Here is a 12,734-nt window from a genome sequence, read left to right as displayed (position 1 = left end):
CAGACTATGTCAGGGGACTAAGTGCAATGATTTCGGCCGTGCAAGGACGTTTTGCCAACCTCGGTATGGCAAAAAAAATGGGTGTCGGGTTTGTATTGGTGCTGCTGCTGACGGCTCTGGTGGCAGCCATTGGCGTTTGGTCCCTGCAAACCATCAGTCATCGCTTCGACGGGCTCAAGCAGATGTCGTCGCTCAACAGCGGTTTGCTCAAGGTGCGACTGCTTGAGCAGGATTACGCCTTGCACGGCAATCCGAAAACCGCCGATGCCCTGCGCCAGGGCGTTGATGGCCTGATCGCTTTGGCGACGCAGCTCAAGGCTGCTTCAGCGGCCAATGTACCGGTGATGAATGACGTCGAGCAGTCCCTGATGGCCTATCGCAAGGCCTTCGACGAATTCGTCTCGCTGAGTCAGGCCAAGGACCTGGCCCTGGAAATGGCCAGTTGGTCGGTGTCCAGCGTGGCCAATAACCTGGATGTCCTGCAAGCCGGGCTTGCCGATGACGGCGCCTATACCTTGAAGGAGTCCGAAGGCAAGGACGGTGGGCAGTTCATCGAGCAGGCCAATCAGGTCAGCCAGGTGTCGCGGTTGATGCTGCAGGCCATGAACGAAGCGCGTGTGCGTCTGGACCAGAGCCGCAAGGGCGACGACAGCGCCGGCCAGGGCAAGATCGAGCAGGCCGATCAGGCGCAGGTTCAGGCCGAGCAGTTGAAAACCACGGTCAAGGATGAGGGCTATCAGACCGTCCTCAATGAAGTGGCGGGCCACATCAACAGTTTCAGCGAGAAACTGACTGAGTACACCGGCCTGTTGGCCGAGGAAAAAACCGTCTACGAGCAACTGCACCAGCGAGCTGCACAGGTGGTGGAGCGGGTCGATCAGGCGTATGTCGCCGAAGACCAGTCGATGCAGGCCGAACTGAAAAAGAACTCGCTGCTGATCATCGGCTCCTCGGCCCTGGCGTTGCTGGTCGGGTTGATTGCGGCATGGGTGATTACCCGGTTGATCGTGGCGCCGCTGCGCAGTGTGATTCGTGTTGCGCAGCAGATTGCCGCAGGTGATTTGAGTGCGACGGTCGAAGTGACGCGCCGAGACGAAATCGGCCAGTTGATGCAGGCCATGCAACAGATGGGGGCGGGGCTGAGCACCATCGTCAGCGGTTTGCAGGCCGGTATCGAGCAGTTGGCGAGTTCGGCGCAATCGCTGTCGGCGGTGACCGAACAGACCAATCTGGAGGTCAGTAGCCAGAAGGAAGAAACCGAGCAGGTCGCCACGGCGATGAATCAGATGACGGCGACGGTGCATGACGTGGCGCGTAACGCGGAGGAAGCCGCTCAGGCTGCGCAAACCGCGGACGGTAAGGTTGAAAGTGGCCAGCAGGTGGTGCGTCAGAGCATGGCGCGGATCGAGCAGTTGGCGGACTCGGCGACGTCAGCCAGTTCGAGCATCGAAAGCTTGAGTGCGGAAATCCAGAACATCGGCACGGTGCTCAGTGTGATCAAGAGCGTCGCCGAGCAAACCAATCTGTTGGCGCTCAATGCGGCGATCGAGGCTGCCCGGGCCGGCGAGCAGGGCAGGGGGTTCGCGGTCGTGGCGGATGAGGTTCGGGCGTTGGCCAAGCGCACTCAGCAATCGACCGAGGAAATTGAGCGTCTGGTGAGCGCCTTGCGTTCGGCGGCGCAGTCATCGGTGCAGCAGATTCAGAACAGTGGTGAGTTGGTGAAGCTGGCGGTGAGTGACGCGTTGCAAACCGAGAGTGCGTTGGGGAGCATTGCGGCGGCGGTGTCGTTGATTCAGCAGATGAACCAGCAGATTGCGGCGGCTGCCGAGGAGCAGAGTTCGGTGGCTGAGGAGATTAATCGCAGTGTGACGAGTATCCGCGCGAGTGCGGATCAGTCTTCGTTGGCGATGCAGGGGAATGCGGCGTCGAGTATTGAGCTGGCGCAGTTGGGGGTTGAGTTGAAGGGGATGGTTGGGCACTTTCGGCTCTGATCTGTCTCCCGGCGAATGTGCACAGATCTAATGTGGGAGTGAGCCTGCTCGCGATGGCGGCCTGATAGCCGACCAGTCTCTTGCTGGTGTACATATCCATTCCTGCGGTAACGGCGGCTGGCGGTTTCGCCCTTACGGCGAGGCACTTTTTTCAAACGCCAAAAAAGTACCCAAAAAGGCTCGCCCCAAGCGTCCGGCCCCTCGCCTGGGCTCGGCGTACCTTCGCTCCGGTATCCATCCGGGGACACTGCCCTCCGGTCTGCTTCGCGACGACCTACATGCAGCGTGTTCGACTGCGTCGAACGGCGCTGCGCGCCACTCCCCGGATGAACACCTCCACTCAGCCTCCCGAAAGGGGCGGGCAGATCAAGATCAAAAGCAGGCGAGCTAACGCTCGGCCTAATGAGTGGTGAGAAGCGAGCGGTACACGCCGATTCCTGTGGGAGCTGGCTTGCCAGCGATGGCGGCCTGACAGCCGACCAGGCATCTAGCCGATGCACACCAAATCCCTGTGGGAGCTGGCCTGCCAGCGATCGCGACCTGACAGCCAACCAATCTTCCGGCATTACTCACCCACCACACCCACCGCAAAAAAAAACCACCTCGCGGTGGCTTCTTTTTACTTCGTCTGATCAGTCGTAGATCACTTTCTTCTTCCAGTCCGCATCCGCCTCGACTTCTTTGAGGCCGGCGTTCAACTGGTTGGTCTCGCTTTCAACGGCGGCGATGTTGTCCATCACCATGGCGTTGGCGCGAGCCAGGAGTTTTTCCAGGTATTCGAGCTGTTCGGCGTAGATCTGGGGTTCCTGCTGTTTACGCAAGTATTGCACGCCGCGTTCGAAGGCGAGGCGGGCCTGGCCTGGCTGGTTTTGTTGCAGGCAGTGCTGGCCGAGGTTGTTGAAGAACTCGATGTGCAGCAGCACCAGAATGTGGCGCACTTCGCGGATCCAGCGCTTGGCTTCGTTGGTTGGCAGAAAACCGTCCTGCGCGGCGCGGGTGATTTGGCCGTGCAGGGCTTCGAGCAGGAAACGCACGTCCTTGGCCTTGGCTTCGGTCTGGATCGGTGCCGGCGGGTTGTTGACCGGGATCGATTCGCCTTGCGCGGCCAGGGCTTCCAGTTCGGTAATCCGCGCCCTGAGGTTGGCGCTGGTTTTATCGAGGTTGAGCAGACGCTGGCAGACGTTGAGTTCCAGACGGGTCAACAGCAGTTTGAGCGCCGGTGTCATCAGCTGGCCGGGAAAGGTCTCGGTGATTTCGCCGCAGCGACGCAGGCGGTCGTTGAGTTCAACCTTGGTACGGGCCTTTTCCAGCTTGTTGTTTTCCACCACATGGTTCATGTAGCCAATGGCGATCAATAGTGCGATCCCGGCTACGACTAGCAGGGTGATCATGAGTGGTGTCACCGGTAAGACCTCTTTATAGGGTTCGCGATCGAGTGTAGTGGCTTGGCATTTGGGCGCATAGGGCCGCTCGACGAGTTGAATCGGTTGTGGCTGTCTTTATATCGGCCGTGGTTCGACTTATATAAATGCTGGCAAAGGTGGATCACATTGCCATCATCTTCGGCGGCGGACTATAACGTCTTGGTGGTTGCCAGAATATAGTCGCTAAAGGTCAGGAGAAGGAAAACCCGGAATCCCGGCTGAAAGCGGGGCGAAGTCATTGATTTAAATAAATTTATATCTGGGGGTTGACGACCCCTCAATCCATCCATAGAATGCGCGCCACTTACAGCGTAAAGCACACAGCGAAACGCGGTAGGAAGTGAATGTTGTACGTGTGTCCCCTTCGTCTAGTGGCCTAGGACACCGCCCTTTCACGGCGGTAACAGGGGTTCGAGTCCCCTAGGGGACGCCAATGCGGGAATAGCTCAGTTGGTAGAGCACGACCTTGCCAAGGTCGGGGTCGCGAGTTCGAGTCTCGTTTCCCGCTCCAATTTTAAGCAGCGTTGCTTTCGGGCAAAGCTGAGTGAAGCCAGAGCCGACATCTTCGGATGCGGATTTGGGCACTGAAATACACACCATGTGTTTCAGTTAGCGTGTCCCCTTCGTCTAGTGGCCTAGGACACCGCCCTTTCACGGCGGTAACAGGGGTTCGAGTCCCCTAGGGGACGCCATTTGCGGGAATAGCTCAGTTGGTAGAGCACGACCTTGCCAAGGTCGGGGTCGCGAGTTCGAGTCTCGTTTCCCGCTCCATATTTAACGAAAACGCCGCTCAGCAATGAGCGGCGTTTTTGTTTGTGCGTGATCCATAAAAAAGGACCTCAAGGTCCTTTTTTATGGATGCTGGAATCAACACGATCAACACGTCGGACCCGCCATAACAGCGGGTCCGACAAGCGATCAGAGCTTCGGCAACTGCCCGATGCGCCCCATCATTTCCGTCACGATCTGCAGGTCCAGCAGGAACTGGTCGACCGTCTTGAACTCGTTGTCGGTGTGGCCGGTGTACTTGACCTCAGGTCGAGCCAGGCCGAATTGCACGCCATTGGGCAGTTCGTGGACCGAGGTGGCACCGGCGGAGGTGCCGTACTTGTGTTCCATGCCCAGGTTTTCGCTGGCTACGGCGAGCAAGGCCTTGACCCATTCACCTTCAGGATTGCGGTACATCGGTTCGGCGATCGAGTAGTCGAAGGCCACCGCAACGTCGGTCTTCTTGCTCCAGGCGCCAAGCTTGTCGGCAATTTCGCTCTTGAGGGTTTTCGGGGACTTGCCCTTTGGCACCCGCAGGTTGACCGCGAGCTTGAAGGTTTTGTCATCCATGGCGACATAGGTCAGGGAAGCGGTCAGCGGTCCCATGAAGGCGTCGGAAAAGCCAACCCCCAATTTCCCACCCTGGTAATCCAGGCCCCAGTTATCCGAGGCATAACGGGCGGCGTCGGTGATGTGGTTATGCTTGAGCGCGACCTTGCCGTCCTGGCTGTTGATGAACTCCAGCATCCTGGCCACCGGATTGACGCCGGACTCGGGCTCGGAGGAGTGTGCAGAAACGCCGGTGACCGTCAGTTTGACGTCTTTGCCATCGACCTTGGCGGTGACGTCGAAGTTGCCGCCATTGCGTTTGGCGTAATCGGCGCCGGCCTTCTGCAGGTTGGCGGCCAATTCAGCAGGTTTCTCTGTCAAAAGGGTGGCGACCGATGTCGACGGAATCTGGTTGGTGGCCATGCCGCCGGTCATCGAGATGATTTCAGCGCCCGTGCCCTCGGCCTTACGCTTGGCAAAGTTCGCCATCACGGTGCCGTAGCCTTTCTCGGCGATCACCACCGGGTAGCCGCCATCCAGCGCCAGGTTGTAGTTGGGTGTCGGGTTGTGTTCGAAGTAGTAAGGGATGGCGTCGCCGGTGGTTTCTTCGGTGGTGTCGACCAGCAGCTTGAAATTGCGCGCCAGCGGCAGCTTCTCTTCCTTGATGATCTTCATCGCATACAGCGCGACAACGATGCCGTTCTTGTCATCCTCGGTACCCCGGCCATACATGCGGTCACCGATCAGGGTGACTTTGAACGGATCGAGTTTGGTGCCGTCTTTCAGGACCCAGTTCTCCGGCGTCACGGGCACGACGTCGGCATGCGCGTGAATGCCCACGACCTCATCGCTGCTGCCTTCAAGGGAGATTTCATAAACGCGGTTGTCGATGTTGCGGAAGTTCAGGTTGAACGCCTGGGCCAGGCCCTTGATCTTCTCGGCGATCTTGATGAATTCGGGATTGTCATGCTGGTCAACGCCATCGACGCGGAAAGTCGGGATGGCCACCAGTTCGCGCAGGGTCTCGGTGGCAGCGCTGCCGTATTTCACCCGCGCATAGAGGCCAAGCAGGCGATGGATTTCGTTTTGCTGCTCTGCAGAAAGGGTCTTGTTGCCGAGGAAGGCGCTGATGGCCGGGCCGAGATTGTCAGTTTTGCCGAGGTCGCTCTTGGCCAGGCCTCCCAGGAATTGCCTGAAATCCTTGACCGATGCATCGCTGAAGGTCTTGAGGATCGCCGCGCTCTGTTTCGGGGTGATGTTGGCTTGCGCTGTCAGGGTGAACGACGAAAGGCTGGCCAGAATCAGGGTTGACGCAGCCAGGTGCTTGAGTGAGAAATTCATTGCTGTGGGCATTCCTTTGCAGGCAGTTGGTGAGAAGTTTCTGATCGATGAGACAGAAACGTTTCCAACCTAACACTGTAACGGAGTGTTACGGGAGTCCTGAAGTGGGATCTGTCGCACAGAAATGCAAAAGCGGCGCAGAAACGAAAAAGGCCCGTCAGTCGGACTGAGCGGGCCTTTTGTATTTCAGATGGTTTTACATCGAGAGAATCAAGCGTCCGGCGAACAGGATCAGAATCACCCCCATGGTGCGTTCGAACCAATGCCCCATGCGCATGAACAGCAATCGCACCCGGGCGCTGGAAAAGAACAGCGCGACGATCACGAACCACAGCGCGTTCACAAAACACATCCACACCCCGTACAGCGCCTGGACCTTCAGCGGTGTGGTGGCGCTGATGATCGTGGTGAAAATCGCCAGGAAAAACAGCGTCGCCTTGGGGTTGGTCGCGTTGGTCAGAAAACCGGTGGTGAATGCCTTGAGCAACGTTTGCTCGACGACCGGCTCATCGCTGACTTTGTCACCCTCAAGCACGGACTTGGGTTTACTGCGCAGCAGGCTGACACCGAGGTACAAAATGTAAGCGCCGCCCACCACCTTGGCCACCGTCAACAACCAGGGCGTCGTGTGCATCAATGCGCCGACCCCGAGCAGGGTGTAAAGCACGTGCACGGAAATCCCCGCACCAATGCCCAGTGCCGTGCAGATCCCGACCAATCGGCCGAAACGCACGCTCTGACGAATGGTGACCGCGAAGTCCGGTCCGGGTGCGACTACAGCCAGAAAGTGAATGGTCGCCAGCGCCAGGAACTCGCCCAGGTAATTCGAAAGCATTTCAACTCCAAAAAGTAAGGGGTGAAGCATTGCCGCGATAGCCGACAAAGAACGAAAGGCTCAATCGCGGATCTGCCACGCCCGGCGTCACCGAGTGCATGCAGCGCGAATTGAACATGATGAAATCCCCCGGCTCAGGACGAATCTCCAGGGTCGGAGTGCCCAGCAGGGCCGGGTCGATGCCATAACTGTCGCCACGCATTTCGTCGAATTGATCCGGAGAAATGTCGTGGTCCCACATCTGCAGCGCGCCGCCCTCGCTCGGCATGTTCAGGTAAACGTTGCAGGCGAACTGCGCTTCCAGACTTCTGGCCTGGTAACTGTCCGGGGCGTCCTTGGCGAAAATGTCGTGATGGGCGAGGAAGCACACACCCGGTTTCACCACGCGGGACAGCCCGACATACATCTTGCGACCGTAGAGATTTTCCAGATGCGCGCCCGCCGGCCAGGACTCATCGAGCATGCAGCGCAAGGTGTCGACCGGGGACGAGTAGGGTGCGCAGCGATTACGCAATTCCGTGATGTTGCGCGAGGCATGCTCGAAATAATCTTCGATCAGCAACGGCTGGTTTTCCGCCTCATAAAACGCCATGCCGATGCGACCGATACTCGGCGCATTGATATAGCCTTCGAAGCCCGGAGCGAGGATCTTGTCGCCAATCTGAATCGCCAGCGGCTGGGGCAACAGGCCTTTGACGCGGATGGCGAGGACTTCTTCGTTGGCCAGTTTTTTTATGCACGTCTCATCGAGACGCTCGACGTCAAGCATCATGTCTTAGGTCCATCTATAGATAGTCAACAGAACCCGCGAATGCAGGCTCCCCCGGGCGTCAGGCGATGACGAGGACGCCATCGCCCAAATGCTCAATCCACGCTGTAGTGGACTGACAGCGTTCCCTTTTTCAGTGAAAGGGAAGCGATCGTGACCGTGGCCAAATCCTTCAGGCTACGTACATGGGTGCCGCCGCAGCCGTAGGCGGGCAGCTCACCGAAACCAATTTCCCGGGCGCCTTCGCGCATCGACGTCAGGCGCGGCAGATCCTGGGCAATCCATTGCTCGATGGCCTGCTGAATCATCTCGGCGTCCACCTCTTTTGCCGACTCTGCCGGTTTGAATTGCACGCGTCCTTCGCCCGGCCAGTGATGGGCCTTGATCGGCATCCAACCCAGCGCCTGGACAAAATGGCCGATCAGGTGCCCGGCCGAATGCATGCGCGAATTGAACTGGCGACGTGGCTCGTCAACCCGAATCTGGGTCATGCCAAGCTTCACCGGTTGGTCGACAAAATGAATGATCCGGTCCGGGTCCTGCATCACGCGCAGGACCTGGCTTTCGCCGATCCAGCCGGTATCGCAAGGCTGACCGCCACCCTGGGGGTGAAACAGCGTGGCGCGCAGCACCACGGCAAACTCGTTCTCCTGGGGCGTGCAATCCAGGACTTCCACATTGGCCTTGAGGTCATCACTATGGAAAAAGAGGCGAAGCGTCATATTCCATGTCCTCATTAAAGTTTCTTTTTTTATTATATGAAGCGTGGAATTGCGTGATAATCCGTTCAAACATCAAAGGACTGTTGCGCTGTGAGCATAAATCTTCCACTGCCTCTGCTCGGTGAAATGGCGATTTTCGTCAAGGTTGTCGAGACCGGCAGCTTTTCCGAGGCGGCTCGTCAGCTAGGGTCTTCACCTTCGGCGGTGAGTCGCAGCATCTCCCGTCTGGAAAAGGCGCTGGCCACGCGATTGCTGCAGCGAACCACGCGCAAACTGCGCTTGAGCGACGGTGGCGAAGAGGTGTTCAAGCGTTGCCAGGAGATGGTCAGCGCGGCCAAGTCCGTGATGGAAATCAGCGGGCAGTTCACCCATGAAGCGGAAGGATTGGTGCGGGTCAGCGTGCCCAAGGCGGTCGGTCGATTTGTGATTCACCCGCATATGCCGGAATTTCTGCGCCGTTACCCCAAAGTGGATGTGGAGTTGTTGCTGGAGGATCGGCAGGTGGATCTGATCGACGACAACGTTGATCTGGCGATCCGTATTACCGATCGACCACCCGCTGGACTGGTCGGGCGGCAGTTGCTGACCATTGACCATTTGCTCTGCGCTACGCCGCAGTACCTGGCCGAACATGGCACGCCGACGCACCCCCATGACTTGCTCAACCACAGTTGCATCTACTTGGGTGAAACCCCGAGCGACGCGCGCTGGAAATTCAAGAAAGGCAGCAAGGCTGTGACGGTCGGTGTCCGCGGCCGGTATGCGGCGAATCACACGGGCGTGCGACTGGGCGCGGTGTTGCAGCACATCGGGATTGGCAGCCTGCCGTACTTCACCGCGCGTTATGCGCTGGAGCAGGGGTTGATCGTGCAGGTGTTGCCGGACTGGACGTTCCTTGCGTCCTACCATGGCGGCGCCTGGTTGCTGCATTCGCCGACGCGTTATTTGCCGCCGAAGTTGCGGGTGTTTATTGATTATCTGGTGGAGTGTCTGGAGAAGGAGCCGACCCTGAGCAAGCCGGGGAAGGCGGGGAAGGTCGCGGCGGAGTATGAGTTGCCTGAGAGTGATGGGTTGCTTTGACGGACGCCTTCGCGGGCAAGCCCGCTCCCACAGTGATTTTTGTGATGCCTGGGATTGCAGTTTCACCACAAAAACCTGTGGGAGCGGATTGCTCGCGATGGCGGCTGCTCGAACACCGCACCACTCGGAAATGACATAAAAAAGGCCCGCATGGATAACCATGCGGGCCTTTAGCATTTCCGCCCGAGAATCAGTGCTTCGGCTCGTCGTTCGACATCGCCAGCAGCTGTTTTTCCTGGTTCCAGTCGAACGGTTCATCGTTCTGTTCAGCTTCGAAACGACGCTCTTCCAGTGCCTGGTACAAGTCGATTTCATCATCGGGCATGTAATGCAGGCAGTCGCCGGCGAAGTACCACAGCAGGTCGCGCGGGACCAGGTGGGCAATTTGCGGGTAGCGAGTGATGACCTGACAGAGAATGTCCTGGCCCAGGTATTGGCTTTCGATCGGGTCGACCGGCAGCAATGCACGCAGTTCGTCGAAGCGCTCCAGGAACAAGGCATGGCTTTCTTCGGGAACCTGTTCGGCCTCACCTACGGCGACCAGGATGCTGCGCAGGTGGTCGAGCAAGACAAGATGATCGGCAACGACGTTGGACACGAGATAAGTCCTCAAGAGCAAAACGGGCGCGGGAGTATAAAGCCCCCACGCCCCTTTTTACAGGATCAGCGGACCTTTCCGTCGGCCAGCGCGAGTTCGTCTTTGTCGAAATCATCGACATCGATCACCTTGCGCCGCGCCGTTTCGGCTTCACGCAGGGTCTGCGCTTCCACTGCTTGCAACACGCCGGCCTCCATCGCGGCATCGATGACGTGTTCGCCGGCCGTCGGTTTGACCTGACCACTTTTGAGCGCCACGTGCAGTTTTTTCTGCAACGGCTGCGCCGCGTTCAAAAGGTTGCAGGCATGTTGCAGGGCACCGACCGCGTCGTCCGCCGATTGCGGACGGTAGCAACCGCCGAGCAGTTCTTCGAGCGTCGGATCGCCTTTGGCACGGCCAATCACTGCGGCGACTTCGGCACCGAGTTTGTCCGATGGGCCTTTGTGACGACGGCCGAACGGGAACACGATCACCCGCAACAGGCAACCCAGCACCTTGTTCGGGAAGTTGCTCAGCAATTCATCCAGCGCACGTTCCGACTGGCCAAGGCTCTCTTCCATGGCCCAGGTAAATAGTGGCGCCATGTGTTCCGGCGAATCGAGATCGTGATAACGCTTGAGCGCGGCGGAAGCGAGGTACATGTTGCTGAGCACATCCCCAAGACGCGCCGACAGACGTTCGCGACGTTTCAGTTCACCGCCCAGCAGCATCATGCTGAGGTCGGCGAGCATGGCGAACGCAGCGGCCTGACGATTAAGCGCGCGGAAGTAACCCTGACTTAGCTTGTTCCCGGGCGCGTGTTCGAAATGCCCGAAGCCGAGGTTCAGCACCAGCGTGCTGGCCGCGTTGCTCACAGCGAAACCGATGTGCTTGAGCAACAGCCCATCGAACTCGGTGAGTGCCTGATCCTTGTCTTCACGGCCGGCGAGGGCCATTTCCTTGAGCACGAACGGATGGCAGCGAATGGCGCCCTGACCGAAGATCATCAGGTTGCGCGAAAGAATGTTCGCGCCTTCCACGGTGATGAAGATGGGAGCGCCATTCCAGCTGCGACCGAGGTAATTGTTCGGCCCCATGATGATCGCCTTGCCGCCGTGAACATCCATGGCGTGGCTGATGCACTCGCGGCCGCGTTCGGTGAGGTGGTACTTGAGAATCGCCGACAGCACCGACGGTTTCTCGCCCAGGTCCACCGCGTTGGCGGTGAGCATCCGGGCGGCGTCCATCATCCAGGCATTGCCGCCGATGCGCGCCATGGCTTCCTGGATACCTTCGAACGCCGACAGTGGCACGTTGAATTGTTCACGCACCTGCGCGTACTGACCGGTCACCAGACTGGTGAACTTGGCCGCGCCGGTGCCGACCGCCGGCAGGGAAATCGAACGCCCGACCGACAGGCAGTTCATCAGCATCATCCAGCCCTTGCCGAGCATTTCCTGGCCTCCGATGAGGAAGTCCAGCGGCACGAAGACGTCCTTGCCGGAGTTCGGACCATTCATGAAGGCGGCACCCAGCGGCAGGTGACGGCGGCCGATTTCAACACCGGCGGTGTCGGTCGGGATCAGCGCCAGGCTGATGCCCAGGTCTTCCTTGTCACCGAGCAAATGGTCCGGGTCATAGGCCTTGAAGGCCAGGCCGAGGAGGGTGGCCACCGGGCCCAGCGTGATGTAACGCTTTTCCCAGTTCAGACGCAGACCGAGGGTTTCCTTGCCTTCCCATTCACCTTTGCAGATCACCCCGGTGTCAGGCATGGCGCCGGCATCGGAGCCCGCCAGCGGACCGGTCAGTGCGAAGCACGGGATGTCGTCACCACGGGCCAGCCGTGGCAGGTAATGGTTACGTTGTTCGTCGGTGCCGTAATGCAGCAGCAGTTCGGCGGGGCCAAGCGAGTTGGGGACCATCACGGTGGAGGCGAGGTCGCCACTGCGGGTCGCCAGTTTCATCGCCACCTGGGAGTGGGCATAGGCCGAGAAGCCCTTGCCGCCGAACTCCTTGGGAATGATCAGCGCAAAGAAGCCGTTTTCCTTGATGTGGGTCCAGGCTTCGGGCGGCAGGTCCATGTCTTGCCCGATCTGCCAGTCGGTGACCATGGCGCAGAGTTCTTCGGTCGGACCGTCGATAAAGGCCTGTTCCTCTTCACTCAGCTGCACTTTCGGGTAGGAAAGCAGCTTGTTCCAGTCCGGGCGGCCGCTGAACAGTTCGCCGTCCCACCATACGGTCCCGGCGTCGATCGCATCGCGTTCGGTTTGCGACATCGGCGGCAGGGTTTTCTGGAACCAGCTGAACAGCGGCGCGCTGAAGTATTTGCGACGCAGATCGGGCAGCAACAACGGCGCCGCGACGGCTGCGATCAACACCCAGAGCACCAGCAGCAGCCAGCCGGGCGCGCGGCTGAAGGCACCCATCGCGACAACATAGACGGCGACGATGCACAGGGCAGGCAGGGGGGCGACGCGACGGTGGGCTAGATAAGCTATCCCGATAACCAGAACCAGTATCCACAACAGCAGCATATTTAATCCTCCGTGAACCAAGGCAAAACCAACCTTCAGAGCTTAGACGGCATCCGCAAAACAGGGTGGTCGGAGCGAGGTGATTGAATTCGTGGGAAACCACCGATGAGTTTTGTAGGTTGGGTTGGCACCACGCCCGGGAAA

The 12,734-nt window shown here is 59.0% G+C and carries 9 protein-coding genes, 4 tRNA genes and 1 pseudogene; 7 read left to right on the top strand and 7 right to left on the bottom strand.

Annotated elements, in window-relative coordinates; translation table 11 throughout:
- Window positions 1-26 precede the first annotated feature (26 nt).
- Both DJ564_RS32930 and DJ564_RS32925 read left to right on the top strand, forming a co-directional pair.
- Window positions 27-1,130 (top strand): annotated as a pseudogene (locus DJ564_RS32930) (HAMP domain-containing protein); the annotation flags it as partial.
- Window positions 1,110-1,991 carry a methyl-accepting chemotaxis protein gene (locus DJ564_RS32925; RefSeq protein ID WP_371922089.1) on the top strand — a complete coding sequence of 294 codons (882 nt, stop codon included), beginning with the start codon at window positions 1,110-1,112 and terminating at the stop codon, window positions 1,989-1,991. The pseudogene DJ564_RS32930 and the gene DJ564_RS32925, both read left to right, overlap by 21 nt.
- Window positions 1,992-2,623: 632 nt before the next feature.
- Here DJ564_RS32925 and DJ564_RS24115 read toward each other — a convergent pair.
- Window positions 2,624-3,394: a hypothetical protein gene (locus DJ564_RS24115; protein WP_109633894.1), complete on the bottom strand. Its 771-nt coding sequence runs from the start codon at window positions 3,392-3,394 to the stop codon at window positions 2,624-2,626.
- Between the two features lie 378 nt (window positions 3,395-3,772).
- Between DJ564_RS24115 and DJ564_RS24110 the strand changes: the two genes are divergently transcribed.
- The 4 genes from DJ564_RS24110 (at window position 3,773) to DJ564_RS24095 (ending at window position 4,186) form a co-directional block, all read left to right on the top strand.
- Window positions 3,773-3,848, top strand: a tRNA-Glu gene (locus tag DJ564_RS24110).
- A 2-nt stretch (window positions 3,849-3,850) separates the two neighbouring features.
- Window positions 3,851-3,926: transfer RNA gene (locus tag DJ564_RS24105), tRNA-Gly, on the top strand.
- A 105-nt stretch (window positions 3,927-4,031) separates the two neighbouring features.
- A tRNA-Glu gene (locus tag DJ564_RS24100) sits at window positions 4,032-4,107 on the top strand.
- Window positions 4,108-4,110: 3 nt separating this feature from the next.
- Window positions 4,111-4,186 (top strand) — tRNA-Gly (locus tag DJ564_RS24095).
- Between the two features lie 147 nt (window positions 4,187-4,333).
- Here the strand turns inward: DJ564_RS24095 and DJ564_RS24090 are convergent.
- The 4 genes from DJ564_RS24090 to DJ564_RS24075 all read right to left on the bottom strand — a co-directional run bounded on the left by DJ564_RS24090 (window position 4,334) and on the right by DJ564_RS24075 (window position 8,399).
- Window positions 4,334-6,073, bottom strand: a complete 1,740-nt coding sequence (locus tag DJ564_RS24090) for a dipeptidase (RefSeq protein WP_109633892.1) — start codon at window positions 6,071-6,073, stop codon at window positions 4,334-4,336.
- Between the two features lie 196 nt (window positions 6,074-6,269).
- Complete coding sequence (locus DJ564_RS24085) at window positions 6,270-6,908, bottom strand: LysE family translocator (RefSeq protein ID WP_109633890.1); 639 nt, start codon at window positions 6,906-6,908, stop codon at window positions 6,270-6,272.
- A gap of 1 nt (window position 6,909) precedes the next feature.
- Window positions 6,910-7,680 carry a 2OG-Fe(II) oxygenase gene (locus tag DJ564_RS24080; protein WP_109633888.1) on the bottom strand — a complete coding sequence of 257 codons (771 nt, stop codon included), beginning with the start codon at window positions 7,678-7,680 and terminating at the stop codon, window positions 6,910-6,912.
- Between the two features lie 92 nt (window positions 7,681-7,772).
- Window positions 7,773-8,399: a hypothetical protein gene (locus DJ564_RS24075; protein WP_109633886.1), complete on the bottom strand. Its 627-nt coding sequence runs from the start codon at window positions 8,397-8,399 to the stop codon at window positions 7,773-7,775.
- Between the two features lie 90 nt (window positions 8,400-8,489).
- On the opposite strand from DJ564_RS24075, the gene DJ564_RS24070 reads away from it, so the two are divergent.
- Window positions 8,490-9,479 carry a LysR family transcriptional regulator gene (locus DJ564_RS24070; RefSeq protein ID WP_094471193.1) on the top strand — a complete coding sequence of 330 codons (990 nt, stop codon included), beginning with the start codon at window positions 8,490-8,492 and terminating at the stop codon, window positions 9,477-9,479.
- Window positions 9,480-9,669: 190 nt separating this feature from the next.
- On the opposite strand, the gene DJ564_RS24065 is transcribed toward DJ564_RS24070, so the two are convergent.
- Window positions 9,670-10,077, bottom strand: coding sequence for a PA2817 family protein (locus DJ564_RS24065; RefSeq protein ID WP_010461909.1), 408 nt, complete (start codon window positions 10,075-10,077; stop codon window positions 9,670-9,672).
- Between the two features lie 65 nt (window positions 10,078-10,142).
- A complete protein-coding gene (locus DJ564_RS24060; protein WP_109633884.1) occupies window positions 10,143-12,590 on the bottom strand; it encodes an acyl-CoA dehydrogenase in 2,448 nt (815 codons plus the stop codon).
- Window positions 12,591-12,734 lie beyond the last annotated feature (144 nt).

This window comes from Pseudomonas sp. 31-12, from assembly GCF_003151075.1.
GTDB lineage: Bacteria > Pseudomonadota > Gammaproteobacteria > Pseudomonadales > Pseudomonadaceae > Aquipseudomonas.
The sequence above is the reverse complement of the archived record's forward strand: the minus strand, read 5'-3'. Positions and strand labels throughout refer to the sequence as shown.

What these genes read in the sequence shown, in the direction of transcription:
- DJ564_RS32925 (WP_371922089.1), top strand. Translation starts at nt 1,110, where the DNA reads ATGCAGGCCATGCAACAGATGGGGGCGGGGCTGAGCACCATCGTCAGC.
- DJ564_RS24090 (WP_109633892.1), bottom strand. Translation starts at nt 6,073, where the DNA reads ATGAATTTCTCACTCAAGCACCTGGCTGCGTCAACCCTGATTCTGGCC.
- DJ564_RS24085 (WP_109633890.1), bottom strand. Translation starts at nt 6,908, where the DNA reads ATGCTTTCGAATTACCTGGGCGAGTTCCTGGCGCTGGCGACCATTCAC.
- DJ564_RS24080 (WP_109633888.1), bottom strand. Translation starts at nt 7,680, where the DNA reads ATGATGCTTGACGTCGAGCGTCTCGATGAGACGTGCATAAAAAAACTG.
- DJ564_RS24075 (WP_109633886.1), bottom strand. Translation starts at nt 8,399, where the DNA reads ATGACGCTTCGCCTCTTTTTCCATAGTGATGACCTCAAGGCCAATGTG.
- DJ564_RS24060 (WP_109633884.1), bottom strand. Translation starts at nt 12,590, where the DNA reads ATGCTGCTGTTGTGGATACTGGTTCTGGTTATCGGGATAGCTTATCTA.